20 protein-coding genes and 2 pseudogenes are annotated in these 26406 nt (G+C 62.2%); 15 read left to right on the forward strand and 7 right to left on the reverse strand.

Annotation, left to right across the window (positions count from 1 at the left end):
* Positions 1-83 precede the first annotated feature (83 nt).
* The 10 genes from C0Z19_RS23175 (at position 84) to C0Z19_RS23220 (ending at position 13391) form a co-directional block, all read left to right on the forward strand.
* Positions 84-1610 (forward strand): AMP nucleosidase, encoded by a 1527-nt coding sequence (locus C0Z19_RS23175; RefSeq protein WP_102612228.1) that lies wholly within the window; start codon positions 84-86, stop codon positions 1608-1610.
* Positions 1611-1802: 192 nt separating this feature from the next.
* The gene (locus C0Z19_RS23180; protein ID WP_102612229.1) at positions 1803-2429 is read left to right on the forward strand and encodes a carbonic anhydrase; all 627 of its coding nucleotides are present in this window, start codon (positions 1803-1805) and stop codon (positions 2427-2429) included.
* A gap of 122 nt (positions 2430-2551) precedes the next feature.
* Positions 2552-4099, forward strand: coding sequence for a SulP family inorganic anion transporter (locus C0Z19_RS23185; RefSeq protein ID WP_102612189.1), 1548 nt, complete (start codon positions 2552-2554; stop codon positions 4097-4099).
* 120 nt (positions 4100-4219) lie between these two features.
* The gene (locus C0Z19_RS23190; RefSeq protein WP_102612190.1) at positions 4220-5083 is read left to right on the forward strand and encodes a hypothetical protein; all 864 of its coding nucleotides are present in this window, start codon (positions 4220-4222) and stop codon (positions 5081-5083) included.
* A gap of 159 nt (positions 5084-5242) precedes the next feature.
* A complete protein-coding gene (locus C0Z19_RS23195; RefSeq protein ID WP_233196257.1) occupies positions 5243-6601 on the forward strand; it encodes an NYN domain-containing protein in 1359 nt (452 codons plus the stop codon).
* Between the two features lie 30 nt (positions 6602-6631).
* The gene (locus C0Z19_RS23200) at positions 6632-6817 is read left to right on the forward strand and encodes a hypothetical protein (protein WP_102612230.1); all 186 of its coding nucleotides are present in this window, start codon (positions 6632-6634) and stop codon (positions 6815-6817) included.
* Between the two features lie 206 nt (positions 6818-7023).
* The gene (gene mprF / locus C0Z19_RS23205) at positions 7024-9582 is read left to right on the forward strand and encodes a bifunctional lysylphosphatidylglycerol flippase/synthetase MprF (RefSeq protein WP_233196262.1); all 2559 of its coding nucleotides are present in this window, start codon (positions 7024-7026) and stop codon (positions 9580-9582) included.
* Positions 9579-11018 carry a virulence factor family protein gene (locus C0Z19_RS23210; RefSeq protein WP_233196258.1) on the forward strand — a complete coding sequence of 480 codons (1440 nt, stop codon included), beginning with the start codon at positions 9579-9581 and terminating at the stop codon, positions 11016-11018. The genes mprF and C0Z19_RS23210 overlap by 4 nt, the downstream gene beginning before the upstream one ends.
* Before the next feature lie 208 nt (positions 11019-11226).
* Positions 11227-11949, forward strand: a complete 723-nt coding sequence (plcR, locus tag C0Z19_RS23215; RefSeq protein ID WP_102612193.1) for a phospholipase C accessory protein PlcR — start codon at positions 11227-11229, stop codon at positions 11947-11949.
* Between the two features lie 122 nt (positions 11950-12071).
* Complete coding sequence (locus C0Z19_RS23220; RefSeq protein WP_233196263.1) at positions 12072-13391, forward strand: pectin acetylesterase-family hydrolase; 1320 nt, start codon at positions 12072-12074, stop codon at positions 13389-13391.
* 74 nt (positions 13392-13465) lie between these two features.
* Here the strand turns inward: C0Z19_RS23220 and C0Z19_RS23225 are convergent, their stop codons facing one another.
* The 4 genes from C0Z19_RS23225 to ald all read right to left on the reverse strand — a co-directional run bounded on the left by C0Z19_RS23225 (position 13466) and on the right by ald (position 16051).
* Positions 13466-13996, reverse strand: coding sequence for a GNAT family N-acetyltransferase (locus C0Z19_RS23225; RefSeq protein ID WP_102612195.1), 531 nt, complete (start codon positions 13994-13996; stop codon positions 13466-13468).
* 88 nt (positions 13997-14084) lie between these two features.
* Positions 14085-14468, reverse strand: coding sequence for a hypothetical protein (locus C0Z19_RS23230; RefSeq protein ID WP_102612196.1), 384 nt, complete (start codon positions 14466-14468; stop codon positions 14085-14087).
* Positions 14469-14644: 176 nt separating this feature from the next.
* A complete protein-coding gene (locus tag C0Z19_RS23235; protein WP_102612197.1) occupies positions 14645-14848 on the reverse strand; it encodes an oxidoreductase-like domain-containing protein in 204 nt (67 codons plus the stop codon).
* Positions 14849-14935: 87 nt separating this feature from the next.
* A complete protein-coding gene (ald, locus tag C0Z19_RS23240) occupies positions 14936-16051 on the reverse strand; it encodes an alanine dehydrogenase (protein ID WP_102612198.1) in 1116 nt (371 codons plus the stop codon).
* 237 nt (positions 16052-16288) lie between these two features.
* Here ald and C0Z19_RS23245 point away from each other — a divergent pair, with 237 nt between their 5' ends.
* The 3 genes and pseudogenes from C0Z19_RS23245 to C0Z19_RS23255 all read left to right on the forward strand — a co-directional run.
* Positions 16289-17233, forward strand: a complete 945-nt coding sequence (locus tag C0Z19_RS23245; RefSeq protein ID WP_158243053.1) for a DnaJ C-terminal domain-containing protein — start codon at positions 16289-16291, stop codon at positions 17231-17233.
* 141 nt (positions 17234-17374) lie between these two features.
* Positions 17375-17653 carry a hypothetical protein gene (locus C0Z19_RS23250; RefSeq protein ID WP_102612200.1) on the forward strand — a complete coding sequence of 93 codons (279 nt, stop codon included), beginning with the start codon at positions 17375-17377 and terminating at the stop codon, positions 17651-17653.
* Positions 17654-17691: 38 nt separating this feature from the next.
* A pseudogene (locus C0Z19_RS23255) lies at positions 17692-18016 on the forward strand (hypothetical protein); the annotation flags it as partial.
* Positions 18017-18068: 52 nt separating this feature from the next.
* Here C0Z19_RS23255 and C0Z19_RS23260 read toward each other — a convergent pair.
* The gene (locus C0Z19_RS23260; protein ID WP_102612201.1) at positions 18069-18644 is read right to left on the reverse strand and encodes a chorismate mutase; all 576 of its coding nucleotides are present in this window, start codon (positions 18642-18644) and stop codon (positions 18069-18071) included.
* A gap of 407 nt (positions 18645-19051) precedes the next feature.
* Here C0Z19_RS23260 and C0Z19_RS23265 point away from each other — a divergent pair.
* Both C0Z19_RS23265 and C0Z19_RS23270 read left to right on the forward strand, forming a co-directional pair.
* Positions 19052-20608, forward strand: a pseudogene (locus C0Z19_RS23265) (methyl-accepting chemotaxis protein); the annotation flags it as partial.
* A gap of 388 nt (positions 20609-20996) precedes the next feature.
* On the forward strand, positions 20997-23720 hold the full coding sequence (locus tag C0Z19_RS23270) for a sensor histidine kinase (protein ID WP_102612203.1): 2724 nt from the start codon (positions 20997-20999) through the stop codon (positions 23718-23720).
* Positions 23721-23744: 24 nt separating this feature from the next.
* Here the strand turns inward: C0Z19_RS23270 and C0Z19_RS23275 are convergent, their stop codons facing one another.
* Together C0Z19_RS23275 and C0Z19_RS23280 are read right to left on the reverse strand one after the other, a co-directional pair.
* Complete coding sequence (locus tag C0Z19_RS23275; protein WP_500472248.1) at positions 23745-24083, reverse strand: T3SS effector XopP-like protein; 339 nt, start codon at positions 24081-24083, stop codon at positions 23745-23747.
* A 373-nt stretch (positions 24084-24456) separates the two neighbouring features.
* A complete protein-coding gene (locus C0Z19_RS23280; RefSeq protein ID WP_158243054.1) occupies positions 24457-25782 on the reverse strand; it encodes an RNA polymerase sigma factor in 1326 nt (441 codons plus the stop codon).
* Positions 25783-26406: the final 624 nt, after the last annotated feature.

The raw sequence follows: 26406 nt of genomic DNA on the forward strand, positions 1-26406 counted from the left end.
GAGCACCCTGTGCGCGTTCGCACGAGAGCTCCGCCGCGGCGCTTCGTGGTAATGTCGACGCAACGAACGACGCGAATCCAATCATGAAAAACGACTTGACGCAGCATGCGCGCGCCATGCACCCGAGCGATTTCCCGACCGAGACGTTCACGGACGCCGCCGACGCCGTCACACGCCTGTCGGAAATCTATGAAACGAACGCGGCTTTCCTGCGCGACGCTTTCTCGCGCTATCGCCGCAACGAGCCGTTCAACGAGCGTGTGCGCGCGTGCTATCCGTTCGTACGCGTACGGACCGAAGTCAATACCCACGTCGATTCGCGTCGCTCGTACGGATTCGTGGCCGGGCCCGGCGTATTCGAGACAACAGTGACACGCCCCGATCTGTTCGCAAACTACTATCGCGAACAGCTGCGCTTGCTCGCGAAAAACCATCACGTCGCGATCGAGGTGGGCGTCTCGCAGCAGCCGATTCCGATTCACTTCGCATTTGCCGAAGGCATTCACCTCGAGGGCGACCTCGGGCGCGATCGGTTGATGGCAATGCGCGATGTATTCGATACGCCCGATCTGGCTGCGCTCGACGATCGTATCGTCAACGGCACCTACGAGCCGCTTCCGGGAGAACCGCTGCCGCTGGCGCTCTTCACTGCGCCGCGGGTGGATTTTTCGCTGCATCGGCTCAAGCACTACACGGCCACCTCGCCGACGCATTTCCAGAACTACGTGCTCTACACGAACTACCAGTTTTATATCGACGAGTTCACCAAGCTTGGCCATCAATTGATGTCGCATACGGACGACGAAGAGTTGCGCGCTTATCGAAGCGAGTACACGTCGTTCGTCGAGCCCGGGGACGTGGTCACCTACAACGCGAATCTCGGCGAGCAGCCGGACGAAGGCGCCGCGCCGGCGCGGCTGCCGCAGATGCCGGCCTACCATCTGAAGCGCGCCGACGGCAGCGGCATCACGATGATCAATATCGGCGTGGGGCCGTCGAATGCGAAGACGATCACCGATCACATCGCCGTATTGCGCCCCCATGCCTGGGTGATGCTCGGACACTGCGCGGGCCTGCGCAATACGCAACGGCTCGGCGATTATGTGCTCGCGCACGGCTATGTCCGCGAAGATCACGTGCTCGACGCCGATCTGCCGCTATGGGTGCCGATTCCCGCGTTGGCCGAAGTGCAGGTAGCGCTCGAGCGCGCCGTCGCCCATGTGACGAGGCTCGAAGGGGCGGAATTGAAGCGCGTCATGCGCACGGGTACGGTGGCCAGCGTCGATAACCGCAACTGGGAACTGCGCGACCATCGCGAGCCGGTGCAGCGGCTCTCGCAGAGCCGCGCAATCGCACTCGATATGGAAAGCGCGACGATCGCCGCGAACGGTTTTCGTTTCCGGGTGCCGTATGGCACGTTGCTGTGCGTCTCCGATAAGCCGCTGCACGGTGAACTCAAACTGCCGGGCATGGCCGATCAGTTCTATCGCGCACAGGTCGATCAGCACCTGCAAATCGGCGTGAAGGCGATGGAGCTGCTTCGGATGAACGGGCTCGATCGGCTGCATAGCCGGAAACTGCGCAGTTTCGCCGAGGTGGCGTTTCAGTAGGGCATGGCACGCCGCTCGGATTGAGCGCCAGCAAGGCACGACAACGCCCGCCCCTCGTCCGCCTCCGGCGCGGGCGACATTTTTTTCTATTTTTTTCGGATTCGTCTGATTGTAAGTTGTTCGTAACGTTGAGTGCCGTCAATTGAAAGATTGGCCGGCGATGACGTTCGTATGGACTTCAGGAGGACGTTGATGAATCACGCGAAGCGCCTATTGCTGGCCAATCGAGCCTGGTCGAACGAGGTATCGGCTAGAGATCCCGGCTTCTTCGAAAAGCTTGCATCCGGCCAGCAGCCCCGCATCTTATGGATCGGGTGTTCCGATAGCCGCGTACCCGCCGAGCGCATCACAAACGCACAGCCGGGCGAGCTGTTCGTCCATCGCAACATCGCCAATCTTTACACCTCCGACGACGGCAACACCTCGAGCGTGATCGAATACGCGGTCCATGCGCTGCGCGTCGAGCACATCGTTATCTGTGGGCATCATCACTGCGGCGGCGTGCGCGCAGCCCTATGTCCCCCATCGGACGCGCTGCCGGTTGTGAATCGACGCATCGAGGGCTTGCGCGATCTGGCTCAGCGCCATCGCGTCGAACTGGACGAGGTCGGTGATCTGGATGCGCGCGTCGATCGTCTGGTCGAACTCAACGTCATCGAACAGGTGCGGCTGCTGCGCGAGTCGCCGCTCGTGTGCAGTGCGCCGCATCAACCCGTCGTGCACGGCTGGGTGTTCGAGTTGCGCCAGGGATTGCTCACACCGGTTACAGATCGCGGCAACGATGCGGGCTCGTCGCGGCCGTTGCGCCGTGCGGCCTGACGGCAATCTCTTTGGCACCGCCTGATTTCCAGCCTGGTTCCTAACCTGGTTCTTACCGAGATCCACCTCGCCGCCGCGCCGCTTCGGGCAGCGCGGCTCAACTCGCCATTGCAAAGATTTCTATGGACATCCCCTCGGCTTCGCGTTTTTCGACTTTGCGCAGCGACGTATTCGCCGGCACGGTCGTGTTCCTCGTTGCGCTGCCGCTCTGTCTCGGCATCGCTACCGCATCGGGCGTCGAGCCGTTCGCCGGCCTCGTGTCAGGGGTGGTCGGCGGGCTCGTCGTTGCGCTGCTGAGCGGCTCGCATTTGAGTGTGAGCGGGCCGGCGGCCGGGCTGGTCGTCATCGTCGTATCGGCTATCGCTTCGCTCGGCAGTTTTTCAGCCTTTCTGGCCGCGGTGCTGATCGCGGGCGCGTTGCAGCTGGGCTTCGGCTTGTTGCGCGCCGGGCGCCTGGCGAGCTTTGTGCCCGCGCCCGTGATCAAGGGCATGCTCGCCTCGATCGGCATCATCCTGGTCCTCAAGCAGTTGCCGCTTGGCGTGGGGCTGGTCGCGGGCGCCGATGCCAAAGCGATCCACGCGGGCGCACTATCGACGCCGTTCGGCAATATCCTGCCCATCTCGCTCGCGCTGTGCGTGACGTCCGTGGCGCTGCTGTTCGCCTGGGAGACGCCGCGCGCGAAACGCTTTGCGTTCGTTCGCAACGTGCCCGGGCCACTGGCTGCGGTGGCGCTCGGTATCGGCGTGACGCTGTTGCTCGACAGGCTCGCACCATCGCTTGCGACACCGGTCGAGCATCGTGTGTCGCTTGTCGCGCTGGATTCCGTCGATGCGCTCGTCGCTGCGCTTTCGGCGCCCGACTTCACGCAACTCGTCGATCCAGACGTCTGGCGCGTCGCCGTGACGCTGGCGATCGTCGCCAGCCTCGAAACGCTGCTGAGTCTCGAAGCGCTGGAACGAATCGATCCCAAGCGCCGCCGCGTGTCGCCCGATCGCGAGTTGAAAGCCCAGGGCGCGGGCAACGTCGTCGCGGCGCTGCTGGGCGGCCTGCCGTTGACGGCCGTGATCGTACGTAGTTCGGCAAATGTGCATGCGGGCGCGCAGACGCGCATGTCGGCCGTCATCCACGGTGTGCTGCTGCTCGCGAGCGTGTTTGCGCTGACCGCCGTGCTGAATCTGATTCCACTCGCGAGCCTGGCGGCGATTCTGATTCACACGGGCTACAAGCTCGCCAAGCCTCGGCTCTTTATCGAACTGGCGCGACAAGGCCTCGATCGCTTCGTGCCGTTTGCGGCCACCATCGTCGGTGTACTGGCAACCGATCTGTTGGTCGGCATTGGCATCGGCATCGCGACGAGCATTCTGTTCGCGTTGCGCGTCAGCCTCGCGCGGACATTTGTCCTCACCCGGCACGACGACTATTTCCTATTGTCGATGCGCAAGGACGCGACGTTTTTCACCAAGCCTATGCTCGTTCACTGTCTTGCGCAGATCCCGGAGCGCTCGACGGTGCTGATCGACGCGGAGCGCGCCGATTTCATCGACGGCGATATTCGCGAGACGATCGATGCATTCGTTCACGAGGCCGCGCAAAGACATATCACCGTCGAGAGATGGCGCTGGCCTGACGCTTTGCAACTGTCGCTTCCCGTGTCGTCGAGCATGAAGTAAGGCCCATATTGCTTCGCGCCTCGCGCACATACCTTACCGATGCAGAGCAAGGCATAAGCCGCCAACGCTCGAGGCCGGCCTCGCCATGGGGCCGCAATTGACCATCGATGTGAGGATGCGATGAAGCGTATTTCGGGAAATTTGCAGGTGGGCGCATTACCGGCAGTAGCCGTGCCTTCGCGCGCGACGGGCGAGGCTACGCGTTACGGCGTCGGAGAAGTCATCAAGCTGTTGCCCACTCAATCGTTGCCTACGAGCAACCCGCCGTTTTACTGGGCGATCAAGTCGGGCGGCGGCCAGATTCATAACGAGCTCAGCGGCACCGCAAGCTACACGGCCGCCGATTTCACGGCCGAGGAGCTGGCCACGGGCGCGGACACGAAGAAGGTGCAGCTCGCGCTGAAAGACAACAAGAACACGGAGGTCGTCTGCGTCGAACTGACGATCGTACGACCCACAGGGTGTGGTTTGCTGAAGTTGGGCGGCATCCACTACAACGGCACCGCAAACAGCGGGTTCTGGGGACAACCGGTGCTGACGCCGAACGACGTGTCCTTCATGAATCTCGTCATGCGGGAGAATCGAGGCACGGGCAAAGGGACCGGGGTATTCCAGGCAGGCACGGGCTTGCTTCACGCAATCTCGGGAGGATGGTTGCCGGCCTCCAAAATGGTCGCCCAAGGAACACTGTTCGATGGGGCCGATCAGGTCTATTCTCCGGCGACAGCGCCGTCCGGCGGCTGGGCCGACGGCGATACGACGCAAGTCGGGACGTTCGAGTGGGATATCGCGTGGGAGTACAAGCTGGCCGGCGATACGTCCCCGTCGGGCTTGCAGTTTTATAAGGCGTGGCACCGCTCGACGTGTACGCAAGCAGGTGTCGTGCGTACCGAAAAGGGCGGCGCCTATCATACGGCAGCGATCGGCGACCCGACGATCGGTGCGCCGATGCCGTTGGGGCAGTGTCCTTATCCGAAGTTATGACGGCCGCGTGAACGTTGCCGATACGTCGGCGAGGCGCCCGTCCGGCGTCGACGCGCGAGGCTGCGCGCGACGCCCGTCAACCGATGGCCCGGCCGACCGGCTATCATGTGCGCAAATTGAAAACCAACGACCCTTGCGCCTGATCGGCCGGAGAGATTTATGGCTTCCCCCCAAGATAGCGTGAGCATGGCGCTGTTCTGCGACTTCGAAAACGTCGCGCTCGGCGTGCGCGATGCGAAATTCGAAAAGTTCGACATCAAACCCGTGCTCGAACGGCTGTTGCTCAAAGGAAGCATCGTCGTCAAAAAAGCCTACTGCGATTGGGATCGCTACAAAGGCTTCAAGGCGTCGATGCATGAGGCCAGCTTCGAGCTCATCGAAATCCCGCATGTTCGACAATCGGGCAAGAATTCGGCCGATATCCGGCTTGTCGTCGATGCGCTCGATCTTTGCTACACGAAGTCGCACGTCGATACGTTCGTCATCATCAGCGGCGATTCCGATTTCTCGCCGCTCGTATCGAAGCTGCGCGAGAACGCGAAGAAGGTCATTGGCGTGGGCGTCAAGAATTCGACCTCCGATCTGCTCGTCGCCAACTGCGACGAATTCATTTTCTATGACGACCTCGTGCGCGAGCAGCAACGCGCGGCCGCAAAGCGCGAATCGCGCGAGGCCAGCGTAGCGGCCAAACGCGTTGCCGACGAAGACAAGCAGCCGAGGGCCGAGATGGAATCGCGCAAGGCTACGGCGATCGCTATCGCTGTCGAAACCTTCGAGGCGCTCGTGTCGGAACGCGGCGAAAGCGGCAAGATCTGGGCGTCGGTGCTCAAGAGTGCGATCAAGCGCCGCAAACCCGACTTCAGCGAGTCGTACTACGGTTTCCGCGCATTCGGCAACCTGCTCGACGAGGCGCAAGCGCGCGGCTTGCTCGAAGTGGGGCGCGACGACAAATCGGGCGCATTCGTCTACCGATCGAACCAACCCGCGCACGCGGAGATCGTCAAGCCGGTAGTCGCGCCTGCGCCTGCCGCTGCGCACGAGGGCGCAGGCCCGGGCGAAGCGGCCGGTAACAAGGGCCGCAAGAAGAGCAAAGGGTCGCGCAAGCCAGGGCGCGAACGGGCGGCGAGTGTCGCCGAACCGGCGAGCGTCGAGGCCCCGGTGTTCGTCGAAGAGGCACCCCTCATGGAGCGCCCGGCGATGAGCGAAACAGCAGCGAGCGAGGCCGCAGTGTCAGAGCCGCCTACGAAGCCGCGTCGTGCGCGTAAAACCACAGCCAAAAAGGCGATGTCCGCGCCGGCCAGTGGATCGGCGCAGCAGGCTGACGACCGTCACGGGCCGGCAAGCGAGCACGCCGGTGGGATAGGCGGTGAAGCAGACGGTGAAGCAGGCGGTGAAGCAGGCAGTGAAGCGGCGACCGAAACCAAACCCGCCAAAGCGCCACGCAGGTCGAACGCGCGCAAATCCGGCGCACGGACGGCGCGGGCGCGCACACCCGCCGCAAAAACCAACAACGAGTAACGAACCCAAGCATCGAGCCGGAGAATGTACGTGTTTATCTGTAGAAATCAAAGCTGCCAAGCCCAATGGGAGCAAACCGACGTCGTCATCAAGAACGAAGGCCAGGGATTGCTGTTCCGCTGCCCGATGTGCGGCGCGCGTAACTATGTCGAGAAATTCGAAGCAGACGACGGCACGGTCGTCTATGAACAGATCGAAGGCAAGCCGCTGGCTTGACCCTGATTAAATCTGGATCCGGCGGGCGCCCGCCGGTCAACCGGATCGCCCCCTCCCGCGTTGTGATAGATCACAACTTGCTATACCGATCGATCGGCCATGCGACGTGATATGGCCCGGCGACGCCATCGCCGGCCCAACCGCCGCCCACGCGATCGGAGACAGGAACGATGCCGGGACGTTATGGGGACCGCAGTTTGAAGACCATGGTCGCGTTTTGCGCGAGGCTACGGCGTATCGACTACAAACGCTGGGCGTCGCCTGCTCTCGCGCTGGCGATCTGCATTCTGCTGCTTTTTGCATTGCAGGAAATCTCGCAGACCATCAACTACCATTCGGTCAGCCTGCGCCTGTTCGATATCGCGCCGCACCGGTGGATAGCGGCACTCGCAGCCACGGCGCTGAGTTTTGTCGCACTCGTTGCCCGCGACGAGATCGGGCTGCGCCACGTCGCGGCGAAAGTACCGCGAGCGCTGCTTTGGATCGGCGCCACGGCCGCCTCCGCGCTCGGCAATATTGCCGGCTTCGGCGCCCTGACGGGCGGGGCCGTGCGTTGCCGCGTATACGGCGCGGCCGACGTTACCCCTTCGCAAGTCGGCCGCCTCACTGTCTTCACGAGCGTCTCGCTCATCATGGCGCTGCTGCTGATCGGGGCCTCGGGCGCTCTCTGGGATACGAGCCTGCTCGCGACGATGATGCACATCGCGCCCGGCCCCCTGCGCATGATCAGTGCGATCGTGCTGATCGCCTTGGCGGCAGCCGTCGCGTGCTGCGACACGCAGACGAAGCGCATCGAAACGCGGTGGCGCCGGATTGCGTTCGACATTCCCGCGCGCGCGGATTTGCTGGCGCAGATCATCTTCGGCGTCGTCGACGTGTTGGGCGCGGGCGCAGCGCTATGGGCCTTCCTGCCCGGCGCCCATGTGAGCTTCGTCAGCTTTCTCGCGGTTTATTCGATATCGCTGCTGCTCGGCATATTGGGTCACACGCCGGGCGGTGTCGGTGTGTTCGAGTCGATCATGGTGTTCGCGTTGCGCGGTGATGTCACGGGGCCGTCACTCGTCGCCGCGCTGGTCGCCTATCGTGCCGTCTACTTCGGCTTGCCGCTCGTGCTCTCGGCAGCCGTGCTGGCTTGCTATGAGGGCAGGGCACTGCGCGCGCGTTTGCCGCTCAGCCGCGTCGCGCGCATTGGTCGTATCGCGCCGCTGTTTCTCTGTCTCATCACGTTCGTGACGGGCTCGATGCTGATCGTGTCGAGCGCCACGCCTGCTTTGGCGCACCGGCTCGCGCAATTGCGCGAGCTCGTCCCGCTGTGGGCGCTCGAAAGCTCGCAATTGGTGAGTGGCGTGCTGGGCGTGCTGCTGCTGTTCGTCGCGCGCGGCTTGCTGCGTAGGCTCGATGCCGCGTGGTGGGTCACCGTCGCGCTGACGGCGCTCAGTCTCGTGCTGTCGGTCATCAAAGGGTTGGCTTTCGTCGAAGCCGGCGTGCTCGCGACGTTGCTTGTTCTGCTGATCGTCACGCGTCGCCACTTCAATCGGCGCGCCGCCTTGTTCGCGGAGCCGTTCACGGCCGGGTGGTTGATCTCGGTCGCGATCGTGCTCATGTGCGCAGCATGGGTCATGTTCTTCGCCTACCGCAATGTGCCGTATCAGAACGACCTCTGGTGGGAGTTTGCATTCGATGAGCGCGCCTCGCGCTCGCTGCGCGCGATGTTGGCATCGGGCCTCTTTGCGACGGTGTTTTCGCTCTGGCAACTGCTGCGTCCCGCGGCCGGGCGCTTCGTGCACCCGAGCTCCAAGGACCTGACCGATGCGGTGCAGATCATTCGTGTGCAAGAGCGCAGCGATGCGGGGCTCGCCATGATGGGCGACAAGAGCTTCCTGTTTTCCGATTCGCGTCAGGCGTTCCTGATGTATGCGAAGCATGGCCGGACCTGGGCCGCGTTGCACGACCCCGTAGGCCCGCGCTGCGAGTGGGACGAGTTGATTCGCAAGTTCGTCATGCTCGCGCATAGCCATGGCGGTCGCGCTGCCTTCTATCAGGTTCGCGCCGATTCGCTACCGCTCTATCTGGATTCGGGATTGACGCTGATGAAGCTTGGCGAGGAAGCGCGTTTGGCGCTCGATGGGTTCGATTTGAACGGGCCCAAGCGAGCCGCCTTGCGATACTCGCTGCGCCGCGCCGAGCGCGACGGCTGCACGGTCGAGGTCATCGATGAGGCTGCCGTGCCTGAGCATCTCGACATCTTGCGCGGCATTTCCGACAGCTGGCTCAAGAGCCGCGAAGCGCGCGAGAAGAGTTTTTCGGTAGCAGCCTTCAGCGCAGCGTACCTTGCCGCTCAGTCGGTCATGCTCGTTCGCGAGAACGGGGTGCCCGTCGCCTTCACGACGTTCATGACGACGGACCTCAATGTCGAAGCGACGGTCGGGGTCATGCGTCATCTGTCCGACGCGTCGCCGTACGTCATGGACTACCTCTTCGTGCAACTGGCATTGCATCTGAAGAGCAACGGCTGTCGCTATCTGAGTCTCGGTGTGGCGCCGTTCGCAGGCATGCAACCGACGCCGCTCAGTTCGCCGCTGCATCGATTGGGGTCGATGGTGTGGCGCTTCGGCGGACGTTTTTATAACTTCCAAGGCCTGCGCGCGTTCAAGGGTAAGTTTCAGCCTCGCTGGGAGCCGCGTTATCTCGCGGTATCGGGTTGGGCGAGTGCGCTTGTGACGTTGGTGGATCTTTCGATTTTGGCGGGTGGGCGCCGTTCATGAAACCTGAAGCAGCATTCAGCAAAGCCAAGTGGCTCGTCGCTCTGGCGGCGGGCATGTCGTTCTGCGTGGCTGGCCACGCGGCCGAGTCGCGCGTGTCCGGCGGACGCTACGGCGACGTGACCGTCGAATGGCCGCAAGGACCGATGCGCGGTTTCGTCGTGTTGTTTTCGGCCGGCAAAGGCTGGGCGGAAGACGATGCGCAAGCCGCGCGGGCGTTGGCGCGCGAAGGCGCGCTGACGGTCGGGGTCGACACGGCGCGTTACGCAGCCAATCTCGCGGCGACGGGACAAGCATGCCGACATCTCGACGGCGATGCCGAGGCCGTCAGCCATCAACTCGAGCGGCAACTGAAGTCCGACCGCTATTTCGCACCGATCATGGCCGGCGCCGGTCAAGGGGCGACGCTTGCGTTGCACGTGTTGGCGCAAGCGCCCGCCAATACGATCGCGGGCGCGGTGGCGGTCGATGCCGATGCCGCGTTGCATAGCGATTTCCATCAATGCCCGCCTGATCCCACTGTGAGCCGCGGCAGCGTGTTGCCCGGGTTCGTCGAGACGGGCGCGACCAGGCAAAGCGCTATCGCCCCGCTGCAACAGGCGGTGCGTTCGGCCGTCAAGGAAGGCGCCGACGCGCCCGGCTTTCATTTCGACAAGGACGCGAAAGCGTTGATGGCGCCGTTCCTGGCGAAACAGCCGCACCTGTTCGCGGCGTCGACGAGCCGCGCGGATCAATTCACGACGCTGATTCGTCCGCATTTGCAGGCCGATACCGGCGGCGAGCAGGACGTGTCGGATCTGCCGCTCATCGAATTGCCGGCGGCCCATTCACGCGGCATGCTCGCGATCGTCATGTCGGGGGACGGCGGGTGGCGCGACCTCGACAAGACCATCGGCGAGCAACTGCAAAAGGACGGCGTATCTGTCGTCGGCTGGGATAGCTTGCGCTATTTCTGGAGCGAGAAGACGCCGGAGCAGGTCAGTCGCGACCTCGCTCGCGTGTTGCGTGCTTACGGTGCGCGATGGCATGCGAATTCGTTTGCATTGATCGGTTACTCGTTCGGCGCGGACGTGATGCCGTTCGCGTATAACCGGCTGCCGGGCGATTTGCGCGACAAGGTGTCGATCGTCTCTCTGCTCGGCTTCGCACGTGCGGCCGATTTTCAGGTCCGCGTGACGGGCTGGCTCGGCATGCCGCCGAGCGACAAGGCATTGCAAGCGAAGCCTGAAGTGGATCGACTGCCGGCGAACCTCGTGCAATGCTTCTATGGCGAAGACGAAGAAGACACACTGTGCCCCACACTGGCCGGCACGCACGAGGTGATTCGGACGTCGGGCGGACACCATTTCGGCGGCGGGTATGACGCGCTGGAGAAGCGGATTCTGGACGGATGGCAAAAGCGCATTTCATCGAATGGAAGCCGGCAGGCCGGTCGGTAAGTATCGGTCCCGGTTTTTATTCATGCTTTTTATCTGAATTCGACTCAATGCGCGTAAATATGAAAGTGGCATTTTTATTCGCGTCATTTAAAACAAAAAATTAGAGTGCCACGCTTAGTTCTGGTTTTTGACGACGGTGACGTTTCGTCCTAAAACGTAGCCCTATTCCCACACATCGCAGGGCGATGAGGGATGACAGGGAGACGGTGTGAAAAAACCCGGAACACTTTGGCGAAGCGCGCTGCTTTGCGCGATCGCGATCGCGGTTGCGCTTGCCGCACTGTGGCGATACGAACGAGACTTGCCGGCCGATCCCGGCGCTTCATCAAAGCGGAGCCTCACGCACGCTTCGCAGAACCCGTCGCCACCGGATACGCCAACACAGAAGCTCGCAGCCGAGCCCGGGCCCGCCGAGCGCGCGCTCGATCTTGTCGCGTTGCGCGAGAGCTTGGGCACGCGCGCCGATGCACAGGCGGAAGTTGGTCGGATCGTTGCGTTCGCGCGTTTTCGCGATCGAATCGCCGCATACGGTCGCGATAGAAATCAAATGTCTGTGTCGGAACGCGCCCGGGCAGCCCGGGACATGCTCGCCGCGTTACCCGAGCATGTCGCACGCAACGAGATTCTTCCCGTGCAAGCCGAGGCAACGGCGGCCGCCTTGTTGATCGACGCCGAGCCGGACCCGGTCGCCCGCAATGCGCAATTGCAAGCGGCACGCGAGCAGTGGGATGCCTATGCGCGTCGAACGGTTGGACCGTTGCCTGCGCAAGACGCCAAAGCGCTTGCTTATGCGCGCCAAAGCCGGGACATCGTGCAACAGATTCAATCGACCGTAGTCGATCCTCAACAGCAACAAATGATCATCGCGCAGCGTCTGCAAGCGCTGCGGATTGAACTGTTCGATCACGCTTCTTCATCCCACCCGCACTAATATACGGCGCCCGCATTCCGCGTGCGTCGGCCGTGCCTTGAAAGATTGAAAAAGGAGGGAAGATGTTGGCATCCAAATTGATCAAAGGCGTTTTACTCGGCGGCGTACTGAGTCTCGCGACGATGAATGCGGGGGCATCGGATACGGTGCTGCCCGATTCATCGATTCCGTACTACGCATGGTATGAGGTCGTTTTGCCGGAAAGCAGCGGCGCCTCATGCGGAAACGGCACGCCGATGCGTTTCTATATCAATCGTGCGCAGTCGAACGACATGCTCTACATGATGGAGCCGGGCGGGGCGTGCTGGGATTATTCGACTTGCACGGAAACGGCCGACGCGGGCCCCGAGGCCGGGCTCGGGGCCTATAACCCCGACGGCGTTCCGCACAACTACATGAACGGCACGACGAGCCAGAGCTTGAAGTCGTCGCTGTTATCGCCGTTGATGATCAGAATGGATCTTGCCCACGTCGTCGTTGGCGAGCCCAAAGTCGAAACGCAGGATTGGACGCAGGTATTCGTCCCGTACTGCACGGGCGATATTCATATGGGCAGCGCGGTGCGCAGTTACACAGCGCCTGACGGCGCGTGGAGGGTGCAGCATTACAACGGTTTGAAGAACGCGCAAGCGGTTGGGCAATGGCTTGCGACGCATGGCTTCGGCCGCCCGAACCGATTGCTTGTCTACGGCACGAGCGCCGGCGGCTATGGCGCGCTGGCCAACTACGCGACGCTGCGCAATACGCTGCAGCCGCAATCGCACAGCTCGCTGCTCAACGATGCGGGCACGGTCTTCAACACCCCGTTTGGCGCCGATCCTGCGGCCTATCCTTCGGTGGGCCTCTATGACAAGGTGAAGGACGAATGGGGAATGACGGGGCCCGATGGTATGGTGACCATCAACAGCAGGCTATCGCCGTATTTCGATCCGAAGAACATGGGCAGCGCGTATGCGGCATTGTCGAAGACCTACCCGCATGACCGCTTCGGCTATACGACTTACCAGCGTGACGAGGTGATCGCCGCTTATCACTATCGCGCGTTCGTGCCCTCCGTCGTGGCCGCGCCGGACGACGCGACGAAGGATGCGCTTTCTAGCGCGATGTTCGCGCAGGAACTCGATCGGCTCAAGCAGACGCTCAATCCGCTGCCGAATTTTGGATACTTCATGCCGTGGGCGCGCGGCGGGTTCATGCACAACCACCAGGTGACCGTCGTGAGCTTTGCCGGATCGGGCATTCATGAGAACGGCATCGATGCCGACGTCGGCACGTTTGTCGCCGACTTGCTCAATCAGAAGGACCCGGCCGATACGCCCGTGATGAAGGCCTATCGCACCGATCAGTCGTCGGATTTCACGTTCTCGACGTTTCTATCGTGGATCGACAGTGTCCTCAATCTGACAGGAGAAGCCGGGCCGATTTCGGGCCATCGCGCGTAGAAGCGGCTGCCTCGCGCTCATATCGGGCGCGGGGCTGGTCTTCGACGATGCGAAGCCGCCACGCCAGGCGCGTTTTAGCCGTCGATCGGATGAGCCGGCGTATCGAGCAGCAATTGGTAAAAGGCCAGATCGAGCCAGCGGCCGAACTTGAAACCCACTTGCGGCAGCGTCCCGACATGTTTGAACCCGAGCCGCTCGTGCAGCGAAATGCTGCTCGTATTCGCAGCATCGATTCCGCCGATCATCGCATGCAGGTCGGCTTGACGGGCCGCCGCAATGAGTTCCTGCATGAGCATGCGGCCAAGACCTTTGCCTCGATGATCCTGATGGACATACACAGAGTGCTCCACCGTATATTTATAGGCCGGGAATGCCCGAAAAGCGCCGTAGCTTCCGAAGCCCATCAACGTGCCGTCGCTATCCTCGATACCGATGACCGGAAAGCCGCCGGTGCGCTTCGCCTCGAACCAATCGACCATGTTTTGCCGGGTCCGAGGCTCATAGACATAGAGCGCAGTGGAATGGAGAATCGCCTCGTTGAAGATGGCCAGAATCGCATCGGCGTGGCGTGCGAATGTGCAGGATACGACGGTGTGTCGGCTCATGGTTTTCCTTGAAAACGAATTGAGGCTGCATGCGCTTGCAGCGCTCCGATGGGCGTCGCCATTCCCGCGGCCTGCGAAGCTGAACGTTTCATGCCTTGGGCAACGCAGATGCGCTCCGACGCTTCTTGGGCTTCGGCTCGACGCCGATACGCAGATCTCGCGCGAGCACGAGCGCGGTCACGCTCTCGACGGTCGATTCGAAAGCCGGATCGCTTTGCGAAACGTACAGCCATTTGCCAAGCACCGGATGCGCTTGCAACGCAGGCATTTCATCGATGAGCGCTGCGTGATGCTCCTGCGACGTGCAAACGAGCAGGCCGTTCCAAGGCTCGTCGCGATCGCCGGCGGTCAGGCAGAGGCGTCCGTCGATATAAGCGGCGTCGGCGCTGAACATGCGCTTGTGAACGTAGGTCGGATCGCGCTCGAGACCTTCGAGAATCCAGGCGAGCGAATTGCGAACGGTGGAGGGCATGGGATTCGATCGGGGAGAGGCGGCCGGCGCAGTCTCGAACACGGTGCGAACGATTTCGTGATCGTACTACAGGGCGTACTACAGGGCGTACTACAGGGCGTACTACAGGGCGTACTACAGGGCGTACTACAGAGGCGCGGCGTTTGTGGCGAAGGCTCGGTCGATCGCCGCAGCCGTCAAGGACAGGGGCCTTTGCGGCGCCCCGCTTGCCGCGCTTCCCAAGCGGCGAGTGCAACCTCGTACCGTTCGAGCGCTTCCTCGTAAAGATCGAATACGCACGGCGTGCAGCCGCTATGGCAGCACTCCTCCAGCGTCGGCCGTGGCGGCGGGGTGGGCCGGGGATCGGCATTCGACGGTTGTTTGCGAGGGGCTTTCGGCATGGTGGGTGGGGCGTGGCGCGGAGCGCCGTACGACGGCGGGCGCTCCACGCTTCTCTGCATTGCGCGTGCTCGGGTACCGTACCGTTGCTATGCGAGCACGTCTTCGGGTTTCACATAAGCGCGCCCGAGCGCTGTCGCAACGGCTTCGTACGTGACCTGCCCTTCGCAGACATTGAGCCCGGCGCGCAGGTGAGCGTCATCGGCGATCGCGCGCTTCCACCCTTTGCTTGCGAGTGCGATCGCATGGCCGAGCGTTGCATTGGTCAATGCAAACGTCGATGTGCGGGCGACGGCCCCGGGCATGTTCGCCACGCAATAGTGGATGACGCCGTCGACGACATAAGTCGGCTCTGCATGCGTCGTCGCGTGAGACGTTTCGAAGCATCCGCCCTGATCGATCGCCACGTCGACGACGACCGCGCCTTTCTTCATCGACGAAATCATGCTGCGCGTGACGAGCTTCGGCGCCGTCGCCCCGGGGATCAAGACCGAACCGATGACGACGTCGGCGCTGGCGACGCACCGCTCCAACGCATTGGCGCTCGAAAACTGCGTCGTGATGCGATTGCCGAAGATCAGATCGAGTTGACGCAGGCGATCGACGTTGGTGTCGAGAATCGTGACGCGGGCGCCGATGCCGATTGCCATCTGCAGCGCGTTCGTGCCCACCGTTCCGCCGCCGATGATGACGACATGCCCGGGCGCGACGCCGGGTACGCCGGCGAGCAAAAGCCCCATGCCGCCATGCGGCTTCTCCAGATGCGCCGCGGCAACCTGGATCGACATGCGGCCGGCCACTTCGCTCATGGGGGCAAGCAACGGCAGCCCGCCACCGGGGCCGGTGATCGTTTCGTAGGCCACGCAGACAGCGCCCGATTCGATGAGGTCCGTCGCTTGTTCGCGGTCAGGTGCGAGATGAAGATAGGCGTAAAGGATCTGGCCTTTACGCAGCATTGCACGTTCGACTGCCTGCGGCTCTTTCACTTTGATGACCATGTCCGCACGCGCATAGACTTCTTGTGCGTCGCCGCAAATCGTTGCCCCTGCAGCCGTGTACGCCTCGTCGGGCAAGCCGACGGCAGCGCCGGCATCGGTTTGCACGATCACCTGGTGGCCGCGGCTGACAAGTTCGCGCGTGCCGGCAGGGGGCAGCCCTACGCGGTACTCCTGGTTTTTGATTTCTTTGGGAACGCCGATCAACATGATGCACCTCCTCCTTGTATGGAATCGAATGATCGTAATGTCGGCCCGGGCTTGTGGCGCGGGATGTCGTCATAGTACGCCGACGTGAGCCAGGCCCGGCAACAACCGCAACGACGGCTTTCGTCGAGACAATTCGTTCGCCTGTTTGGCGTTGAGGCGATTTTGGCGAATCGCGTCGCGTTCCCATCACTGCTTCTTGATAGACTTACGCGTCCGGAAACACATCGGGGAGAGCGAGTGAGCCTCGACCACTATTACAGGCAACTCGAACTGCCGAGCACTGCGTCGCCAGCGGAGATCAAGCGCGCCTATCGGCGGCTGCGGGCCCGGTATCATCCCGACCGCAATAAAGGGCGCGAAGCCACTGTCGAGCCCTTGTTCAAGCGCATTCAGGAAGCGTTCGAAATACTGACGGGCGAGCGCAAGGCGCCCCTGCCGAGCGCGTCGCCCGCATCTGCAGCGGCACCCACGCAAGCACGCGAAAGGCAAAAGGAAGCGCCGCCGCGCGAGCCCCGCAGCCGCCCGCCGATGCGCGGCGCGAACTGCATGACCGAACTCTTCGTCCCGCTCGAAGCGGCCATCCATGGCGGTGACGTACAGGCAAGCTACATGGTCAACGGCCCGTGCTTCCAATGTCACGGACATGGCAGCAGCCGCTGCCCGGCCTGTCGCGGCACACGCGTCGCTGCCTATCGCAAGAACGAAACGATCACGCTTTCTCCCGGGGCGTGGGACGGCCAGCGTGTTGTTCTCGAAGGCGCCGGGCATCCCGGCGCCAATGGCGGCTCACCAGGCGACGCCATTTTTTCGATCGTCATCGTCTGTAGCTCGGCTTTCCGACGCGATGGGCTCAATGTCGCCTGCGACATTCAGGTCGATTTCGTGACGGCCATGCTTGGCGGCGCATTCGAAGCACAAGTGCTGGGCCGTCCGCTGCAGATGACGATTGCGCCGAATTCTCAAGCGGGCACGGCGATCCGCCTGCGGGGGCTGGGTCTTTCCGACCGTCAGGGTTCGCGCGGCGATTTGACCTTGCATCTGGCGCTGGTGCTCCCGGCCTGCGCCGCGCATCTGACCGAAGACGAGCGCGACCGGTTACGCCAGGTGTTCGCTGCCGCACATCTGCGGGCGACGCAATCGGTCTCCGAAAATCGGCAGGAGGGCGCACCCGGCGCGCTGTGATCCGATGCGTGAACGCCAAAAGCGCTCCCATAGCGCGCTTCGCCCACGTGTCCGACATTTCGTTTCATCGCCGGGCAATGCGAGGCCGTTTGCGGACAATCGTCACGTTGGCGAACAAACTGCAAATGGGAGGACATCCGGATGATTTTCGAGAACAACGAACAGTCAGATGCATGGGATTCGCCGGACGAAGCATGTAACGTGTCCGTGCCGATTTCGATGGTTCAGCATCCGTCCGGGGACATCGATATCGTCGTCATCGACTTGATGCAGCGGGACGAAAGCGGGTGTTTCGCCGAACGCCGAATCCGCTTCAGCGCGCCAGCGGCTGCCCAGCTTCTTGAGGCGATTAGCAGTGCCGTTCAGAGCAAGCACGTCCTGTTCGGAGACGAACGTCCCGAGATGGCGACGTTGCATTAACACGGGCACGGACGCGCAAGTTCGAATACCCAGCCCAGATCGAATGTCGTCGGCGGCGCGCGTGCACGCATGCTCCAACCACCGCCGAACGAGTGCTCGTCGCCAACGGCCACACGAGGCTGACGAACCAGCCGAATCCGCAGCCCGTCATCAGGCGCGGCGGCGGCAATGAGAACTATCGATCCTCTACAACGATATCGCGGCAGCCTATGGCGACGCGCTGCGCTGGAAAGCGTCAACGATGCCGTCATGTACTTCAAGAACGGCGCGGGCAACGGCAGTATCGAAAAGGCGGTGTACTTCCTGCATCCCGGCTATCTTGGGCAGTGGCAGGAGGCAGGGCGCGACCAGGGACACACGACGCGATCGTGTCGCTGATGAACAGCTGAACGTGCAAGGGCAGGCCTTCTTCACATCAGTACACGCGGCAGAACCCGGCCATCGCGCGATCGAGCGCGATGACCGGGAGATGGGCCAGGTCGAATTGATGCTCGAACGCATAACGTCCCACCGCACGCGCCACGTCCTTCGCGCATTCTTTGCTTTCAAGTACAGGAGCCGCATCGGCGAGCTCTGCAATCATCTTCGTCTGCAGGCGATCGAGTTCCGGCCGAATCGTGCCGGTTAGATCGATGGGGGCATGCGGCGGCGCGTAGCCGGTGCGGCGCCATGTGGCGAGCAGCGTGTACTGGATGAGCTTGTTGGCCTCGATCTGCGCCCTGAAAAACCGCGTTACATCGGCGGCGGCCAGATTCGCCCGCGCACCTTGCGCGACGGCGTTGGCGAGCACAGCGTCTTCGCGTGCCACATCTTCGACGCTCGCGCCGCTATCCCACTTCGATAGTGCAACTTCATCGCCGATCCCGAGCCGCTGCGCGGAGCTTTCGACGAGCGGGCCCAGCACGTGTCTGGCATCGCCGGCATGCGCGGCCTGAGCGGCCAACGTCAGGAAGGCGGTACATAAAGTGGCTTTAAAAAGTTTTAGGGTCATATCTATCAAAAATGTTTAATCGGGCATTCATCGCAGACGTCACTACAGAGGCTGTCAAATTTATACAAATGGCGGCATAGATAGGAGCCAGGAATTTCTTTGTTTTTGTGTCAGGATTTCCTGACAACGCATTGAGTCTTCCCTTATCCGTCGAGGCAATTTGCACCTTCTCCGTGCCCGCTTGCCGCGCAGTTGGGCGCTGCGATTACATGGCGTTAAGGAAATCCTTGGCGATGAAGCCGCAAGGCCCTTATCGGAAACCCGGGTGAAAACGTTTGTATAAAAATTACTTTTAAATTCGGGGCTGACGCTGCCGATATAAAAAATGCCGTCGCGCGTATGACGGAGGTAAAGCCGCACCCGTATCGGCGGTCGATCGTAAAGAATTGAGAAAAGTGGAGTCTTGAATGGATGTCAAAGGGATGACGGTTCGCACGAAGTTGACGTGGGCTTTCGGGGTGCTGAGCGCCTTGGTGTTGGCGGTATCGATGTTTGCGCTGCACGCGCTTGGCGATGCGAACGCCCGGTTCTCATCGTTCGTGAGTGGTATCAACGCACGGGCGCAATTGGCCGAACAGGTGCGCACCGCGGTGGATCGTCGCGCGATCGCCGCTCGCAATCTGGTTGTGGTCAGCAAACAGGCGGACATCGATCAAGAGAAGGCGGCAGTCAGTCAGGCACATGCGGACGTGCAAGCGCGCTTGTCCGAGTTGCGCCAGTCGGTGAAGGCCAGCGACGTGAGCGATCAGGCGCGCGCGTTGGTGGCACGTATCGACGAAGTGGAGGCGCAGTATGGGCCGGTGGCGCTCGCGATCGACAGTGCTGCGTTGAACGGCGATCATGACAAGGCTGTCACGATGCTGGTGGAGCAGTGCAGGCCGCTATTGGCAAAGCTGATCGAAGCGACCGATGCGTTCGCCGCGCACGCGCATGAACGTGCGCAAGCGATGCAGGCCGAAGCGGCGGAGCACTACGCGGCGCAGCGAGTGCTGGCGATCGTCATTTCGGTTGCGACGGTTGCGGCGGCGTTGCTGGCCGCCATCCTGATCACGCGCAGTTTGACGCGTGCGCTTGGGGCTGAGCCCGCGCAACTGAGCGAAGTCACGCGACGCGTGGCAAGCGGCGACCTGAGCCCGGTAGCCGGAGCCGATCGGGCTCCCACCGGCAGCGTCTTGGCCTCGATGGGCGACATGCAGGCGAGCCTGGTGCGGTTGATCGGCCAGGTCCGCTCCGCGGCCGAAGGCATCGCGACGGGATCCAGCGAGATCGCCTCGGGCAATCAGGATCTGTCTTCGCGCACGGAGCAGCAAGCGTCCTCGTTGCAGGAAACGGCCTCGAGCATGGAGGAATTGACATCGACGGTCAAACACAACGCGGAGAACGCGCAGCAAGCGAGCGTATTGGCCGGCACCGCATCGGACGTGGCGCAGCGCGGCAGCGTAGTAGTGGAGCAGGTGGTGGAGACGATGATCGATATCGGCGCGCGCTCGTCGCAGATTGCGGACATCACCGGCATTATCGAAGGCATCGCGTTTCAGACGAACATTTTGGCGCTCAATGCGGCGGTCGAAGCCGCGCGGGCGGGTGAGCAGGGTAGGGGTTTCGCGGTGGTCGCCAGCGAGGTGCGCTCGTTGGCGCAGCGTTCGTCGAGCGCGGCCAAGGAGATCAAAGAGCTGATCGCTGCTTCGGTACAGAAGATCCAGGATGGCTCGGCACTGGCTGGCGACGCGGGAACGACGATGACGGAGGTCACGCAGGCGGTCGCGCGTGTGACCGACATCATGGGCGAGATCGCCGCAGCCTCGGCCGAACAGAGCCGCGGCATCGAACAAGTCAATTTGGCGATCACGCAGATGGACGAGGTCACGCAGCAAAACGCGGCGCTGGTCGAGCAAGCGGCGGCGGCATCCAGGTCGCTCGAAGTGCAGGGGCAGCAGTTGAGCAGCTCGGTGGCGTTCTTCCGCGTATAGGCCCTGGTCCGCGTTTCGATTTCCGTTTCAATTCCAGTTTGTCACGGGCCTGTGGATCAACAGGTTCCCCTATCTCGTCGAGCATCTCATCGATGCTTCCTCAAAGGCGCCCATCTTGGGCGCCTTTCGCTTCGGGCCCGCTTCTTTCGCCGTCAACGCGGGGTCTCGAGGCCCTGGTATGAGAAAAATGAAGGTTCCGATTAAATCGTAGCTGCTGCACTGTGCGCCGTCACGTCCCGATCGCCGCCGGGGTGTTGAATGCCATTGAGGTCAGCTGAAACACATTAATACGACTTATGTGAGCGATCATGGTATCGTTTCTGCCAGTCCTGTTTGAGCCGCGCGGCCCCATGCGCGGCAGGCTGATCTTTGCAGGTAACGCATGAGAAATGCTTCGCGCGAATCGCTGAACGATGTGCAGGCGCTGCGGCGCGAGAACGACGCCTTGCGTGAGGCGCTGCAGGCGCTCGAACGGCAGTTGGCTCGACGCGATGAGCGCGTCGCTTCCAAAAACGAAGCGGCGCTCGAAACCGAGCATTGCTTCGATCTCCTCTTTGAGCGTTCCGGTGATTTGCTCTTTGTGCTCGAGTCGACACCGAACGGGCGATTGCGAATATTGCGGGTCAACCCGGCGTGCGCGCAATTGTTCGGCGTGCAGGCTGCCGAACTTGTCGGCGTGTTCGTCGACGATACGCAACCGAGCGATCTTACCGACTTCATTTACGACGCCGCCTGCCGCTGCATTGCCCGGCGGGAATCGTGCGAAGACGAACGCACGATTGAATTGGCCAACGGATGCCGCGATCTGCACGCGGTGCTGCTGCCATTGTGCGATGCCTCAGGCCAGGTTCGGCGCGTTCTCGGCATCGCGCGCGATGTCACTGCCGATAAGCGTACCGTCTCGTTCGAAGCGATTCGACGCGAACTCGAGGGCCAATTTCGCAGCCTGGCGGAGAGCAGCTCGGACATTATTTGCCGATACGATCGCGCGTGCAGGCTCGTGTATGCGAATTCGGGACTGACGGCGCTGATGCGCCGGCCGCTGCAGGACCTTTTGGGCAAGACACCGGACGAGCACGAACCCGACCTACGTCTGGCGCAGTATCAAGCTTTGCTGCAGGAGGCGATCGAAACAGGAATCCAACGCGAAATCGAACTCAGGCTGCCCGACACCGGCAACGGCCCTCGCTACCATCACATCCGTATCTTCCCGGAGCGCACGTTATGCGGCGAGACAACTGGCGCGCTGGCACTCGGCCGTGACGTGACGGAACGCAAGCTGGCCCAGGAGCGGCTGCACGCGAGCGAGCAAGCCTTTCGTGCCGTCGTGGAGCACTCGCCCGATTACATCGCGCGTTATGACATGAACTTCCGTCGTATCTACGCGAACCCGGCGTTGCGTTCGCTCACGAAGGAAGACGTCGTCGGAAAAACACCGGCGGAAATGGGAGCGTTCGTCGATCCCGTGCATTATATGGGCCGTTTGCGCACGGTGGTGGAGACACGCCAGGCAGTGACGGAACAGCTTCGCCTGCGCGATGCCGCCGGGCGGATTCGCTGGGGGCACATTCGCATCGTTCCGGAGTTCTTGCCGAGCGGCGAAGTCGCGAGCGTGCTCGCGATCAGCCGCGACGTCGACGATTTGAAGCGCAGCGAACAACTGTTTCGCACGTTGGCGGAAAACTTCCCCGATATGATCGGCCGCTTCGATGCGGACGGCCGGTATTTGTACGTGAATCCGGCGGTGACCAAGGCGTTCGGGATTGCGCAGGACGCGATCGTCGGTAAAGCGCTGGGCACGCTGCAGATCGACGGTTCCGCGGAGCTCACCGCCAGCATTCGCATCGGCCTCGAGCGAGCCTTCGCGGAGGGGGTGTCGAACGAATCCGAGGCGCGCTGGTATACCGAATCCGGAGTACGGGTGTTCGAGCTTCGACATATTCCGGAACAAGACTCCGAAGGACGTGTCGTCAGCGTACTCGGTGTGGCGCGCGACATCACGTGGCTGCGCGCAATGGAAACCGCGCTTCGCGATAGCGAGCGGGCGTTTCGGACCCTGGCCGAAAACGCCCCGGACCCGATCATTCGGTACGATCGCGAGTGCCGCCGTATCTATGTCAACCCGGAATTCGAGCGCGTGTGCGGCCTCGATGCGGCGGTCCTGCTTAGCCAGAAAGCCGGAAATGTGCTCCATGCCCCCGCGGCGATCTCGCGCCGATTCCGCGATAGGTTGAGGGCCGTCATGAGAACCGGCACAGCGGCGAAGTTCGAGCTCAACTGGGATACGCCCACCAAGCCGCAATGCTGGTCCGTGCAGCTGGTACCCGAGTATGACGCCCACGGACAGGTGCAGAGCGGACTCTCGATCTGGCGGGATATCTCCGACCGCAAGGAAGTGGAGCAACGCTTGCGCGAGTCGTACGACATCTTGCGCGAGCTGACTTCGCGGCGCGAGACAGCGCGCGAGGAAGAGCGTAAGCGCATTGCGCGCGAACTGCACGACGAGCTCGGGCAGCAGTTGACAGCCTTGCGCATGGGGGCGTCGACCCTTCGCATCCGATTCGGACCGGACAATCCCGAGTTGACCGAACAAGTGCAAAAGCTGCTGGAGCTGGCGGACCAGACGATGCAGGTCGTCCGCGACGCGGTGTCCTCTCTGCGTCCGGGCGCGCTCGACGCGGGCATTGCGGCCGCCCTCGAATGGCTGACTGCGGAATTTTCGCGGGGCACTCAGATCGGCTATTCGCTATCGATTCCCGACGAGACACTGCCGCTGGCCGAGGAGCGCGCCATCGCGCTGTTCCGAATCGTTCAGGAGTCGCTGACGAACGTCGCGCGCCATGCGCGGGCCCGCCATGTATCCGTGACGCTCGAGCGCGTCGGCAACGATTGTCTTCTTCAGGTGCGCGACGACGGCTGCGGATTCGACCCGGTGGCGACACGCAAACGATCGTTCGGTCTTGCCGGCATGAAGGAGCGGATGCTGATGCTCGGCGGCAACATCGATATCGTGAGCGCGCCGGGCAAGGGAACGACGATCAAAGTGGAGTTGCCTGTCGGGCAAGCGGACGATGCCGGGGTTGCCCGCGTTGCCGAGCGCGCTTAGGGATCGCTGCTCAGGTACTGCTTCTCATGTCTCGCTGTATTGCAACGCTTGCGTCGAGCAGTCGAACACGACCGGGTAGATCTTGACCTCGCACCACTGCTCGAAGAGCGCTTTGGTCCGCCTCTGGGGCCATCGCGTCGTATCCTCGCTCCAGTCACGCAATACACGCTGGAACATACGGGCAAATGCGCGAAGCTCGCCGAGCAACGCTGCATCGATCTTGCCGCGATGCACGGATCCCAACGCGTTCGCCATTTGTTCCCACCTGGCATCGAGCCGGCGATGGGCCTCGGTCTTGACGTGGACGGCGGTCAGTCTTCTGAACGGTACGGTGCTTGCGGTTGCAGGATCGATCAGTTCTATTCAGCCTCGAACGGCTCGATGGCAATGCTGACTTCGGCGATGCAATCACTAAGGTTTGTCGCTAGTTGCGGGGCATCGGTAACGAGAATCGCACTTCAATTCTCCCGTGGATCTCAGCGAGATAGATCGATTAATTCTTGCGTTCGAAGATTCGATATTTGATGTATTTAAGTTGCCGTTTTAATGATGGAACCGGTGGCTTTTTGAAAGGCCGAAAGCACGGAATGCCGCGGAGGGAGAGCGGCGAACTCGATCAAGCGTCAATCGGAATACGAGACGCGATGCGGGGGAGTGGCGTGGCTGGGCGGCAGTGCGTCCGCGGCGGGCGCTGGGGACCGCGGATGCCTTCGAGCTCGTTCGAGGGGGGGCGGCGTCAGTCGACTTGTCCGATGATGTCGCGTAGGCGCTTCTTCGACCTGCGGATGCGCGCTTTGACGGCGGACTCCGTCGAACGAGTGATGGCTGCGACTTCCTCGGTGGAATGACCGAACACATAGGACAGCGACATGGCGAGCTGCTGGTCGACGGGCAGTTGCCCCATCGCTTTCGTCAGCAGGTCCGCCCCTTCATAGTCGTGCGAATAGTGCAGCGCCGCCAGATGCCGCTCATAGGAGAGCGGCAGCGTATTGGCGAACCGGTGCTCGCTGCGAATCGCCTGACAGGCGCACCGATAGGCGATAGCCATCAGCCATGTCGACACCAAGGACTGGCCGCGAAAATCCACAGCTTTGTTCCATACGACCAGAAAGACGTCGTTCACGACCTCGTCGATTATATGGCTGCTCCACGTCATCCGGTTGAGGAAGCGCTTCAGCCGCGGTGCGTATTGCCTGTGCAGGTGCGTTAATGCAGCGCCGTCTTTGCCCGCAATGCGCGCCAGCAGCGTGCGGTCGGCGTTCGCTCGCGCGTCGGCGCGCAATGCCTCGGCTTCATGGGCGTTCGCATGGTGCAGCAGTTCGCGCAGGGCTTCTTGAATCTCCTCTTCCGCCGTGGACGACCCGATGTCGTGAATGGTGCCCACGATGCCGGTCACGCTCGCGCCGTCGGAGATGACGCTCTTGTAGAACCGCACGAGTCCGACGTCGCCCGATGGCTTGGGCAGTCCCGCGGCGTAGATCTGCACACCGCCGCGCGAGGCGAGCGCGAGATCCGCCTTTTGATAGACGAGCGCAAGATCGGACGGCGCGATGTCATAGACGGTTTTGCCCGTGAGATCCTTGCGATCGCGACCCAACCGGCGCTCGAATGCCTCGTTGCAGCCGGTATAGGCGCCCGCCGCATCCTTGAAGAAGACGGGCGACGAGATATCGTCCGCGACGCGTTGCAGCCAGTCGGTAGTGCCGGCGCACGACTTGGCGAGGTGTAGCAGCCTGGCTTCGTCGCGCGAGCGGCCAACAATGGCGTCGGGAAACAGCAAGTCTTCGTGTCCGGCGACGTCGTTGGCGCCGTGGGTAACCAGCGAGACGATGATTTGCGGAGAGGCGTTTTTCACCACCGGCACGAGGTAGGGCGCCGCTCCATGATTGCTTCGCCACTTGCTCACTTCGGCTTTGGCGTCGGCGTCCACGCAGTCGATGAATACGACGGTCGGATCGGCTGCGTCGATCGAACCGGCCAGGGCGGCTTGCGCCCCGTACGTAGCCAGTGCGGCTGGTGCGGATCGGCCGTGCGCACTGGACCAAAGGAGACGCGGCTCCATGCTGCTCGTCGTTGTCATATCTTTATCTGCTCCCTACAACTGCAGGTTCGTTCTCGCACAGCGGTTACCGCGCGTGAGCTGCGATGGCGCCGCCGGTCGGTCAAGTCGCCGCGCCCGGGGTACGCGGTGCGTCCACCAATACGGGCGCGCCTCGCCATAGATATCGATATTTGCATCGCTTCGATGCTGGCTATGCGGATCAGCATTGTCTGCACCTATCACTCCAATTTACCCGATCTATCCGTGCGGCCGGAACGCGTAAGGCAGTCAGGGAATCCTGAAAATTCGGAAAGGAAGGATGACCCATTGAAACCGCTATCGCTGTCGCGCGGGAGGTACTCTTCGCTCATGCAATGCACCGTGGCCGGAGTGTCAGGCATCGTAATGGCTCGGGGTAAGGATTTCCCGACACCATAATCAGCAATTTGGTCAGCCTCTTTGCCGTCTTTTTCTCGGCCGGGAAGCATCAACCTTCACGTCAACGCATGCACAATATGCGCATGCCAACGATTCTGATTTGAAGGGGACATGGACGTCCGCGTCTCGCTTTTCGGATGGAGCCCGGTCGATCGCCTGCACCGCAGCGTGATCGCGCGGCCGTTCGCGGTCGCCGTTCGTGAAACC

This window comes from Trinickia soli (genome assembly GCF_002879855.1).
Taxonomy (GTDB): domain Bacteria; phylum Pseudomonadota; class Gammaproteobacteria; order Burkholderiales; family Burkholderiaceae; genus Trinickia; species Trinickia soli.

What these genes read in the sequence shown, in the direction of transcription:
- C0Z19_RS23175 (WP_102612228.1), top strand. Translation starts at nt 84, where the DNA reads ATGAAAAACGACTTGACGCAGCATGCGCGCGCCATGCACCCGAGCGAT.
- C0Z19_RS23220 (WP_233196263.1), top strand. Translation starts at nt 12,072, where the DNA reads ATGAATGCGGGGGCATCGGATACGGTGCTGCCCGATTCATCGATTCCG.
- mprF (WP_233196262.1), top strand. Translation starts at nt 7,024, where the DNA reads ATGGTCGCGTTTTGCGCGAGGCTACGGCGTATCGACTACAAACGCTGG.
- C0Z19_RS23260 (WP_102612201.1), bottom strand. Translation starts at nt 18,644, where the DNA reads ATGACCCTAAAACTTTTTAAAGCCACTTTATGTACCGCCTTCCTGACG.
- C0Z19_RS23195 (WP_233196257.1), top strand. Translation starts at nt 5,243, where the DNA reads ATGGCTTCCCCCCAAGATAGCGTGAGCATGGCGCTGTTCTGCGACTTC.
- C0Z19_RS23185 (WP_102612189.1), top strand. Translation starts at nt 2,552, where the DNA reads ATGGACATCCCCTCGGCTTCGCGTTTTTCGACTTTGCGCAGCGACGTA.
- C0Z19_RS23250 (WP_102612200.1), top strand. Translation starts at nt 17,375, where the DNA reads ATGATTTTCGAGAACAACGAACAGTCAGATGCATGGGATTCGCCGGAC.
- C0Z19_RS23180 (WP_102612229.1), top strand. Translation starts at nt 1,803, where the DNA reads ATGAATCACGCGAAGCGCCTATTGCTGGCCAATCGAGCCTGGTCGAAC.
- C0Z19_RS23210 (WP_233196258.1), top strand. Translation starts at nt 9,579, where the DNA reads ATGAAACCTGAAGCAGCATTCAGCAAAGCCAAGTGGCTCGTCGCTCTG.
- C0Z19_RS23230 (WP_102612196.1), bottom strand. Translation starts at nt 14,468, where the DNA reads ATGCCCTCCACCGTTCGCAATTCGCTCGCCTGGATTCTCGAAGGTCTC.
- ald (WP_102612198.1), bottom strand. Translation starts at nt 16,051, where the DNA reads ATGTTGATCGGCGTTCCCAAAGAAATCAAAAACCAGGAGTACCGCGTA.
- C0Z19_RS23235 (WP_102612197.1), bottom strand. Translation starts at nt 14,848, where the DNA reads ATGCCGAAAGCCCCTCGCAAACAACCGTCGAATGCCGATCCCCGGCCC.
- C0Z19_RS23270 (WP_102612203.1), top strand. Translation starts at nt 20,997, where the DNA reads ATGAGAAATGCTTCGCGCGAATCGCTGAACGATGTGCAGGCGCTGCGG.
- C0Z19_RS23280 (WP_158243054.1), bottom strand. Translation starts at nt 25,782, where the DNA reads ATGGAGCCGCGTCTCCTTTGGTCCAGTGCGCACGGCCGATCCGCACCA.
- C0Z19_RS23190 (WP_102612190.1), top strand. Translation starts at nt 4,220, where the DNA reads ATGAAGCGTATTTCGGGAAATTTGCAGGTGGGCGCATTACCGGCAGTA.
- C0Z19_RS23225 (WP_102612195.1), bottom strand. Translation starts at nt 13,996, where the DNA reads ATGAGCCGACACACCGTCGTATCCTGCACATTCGCACGCCACGCCGAT.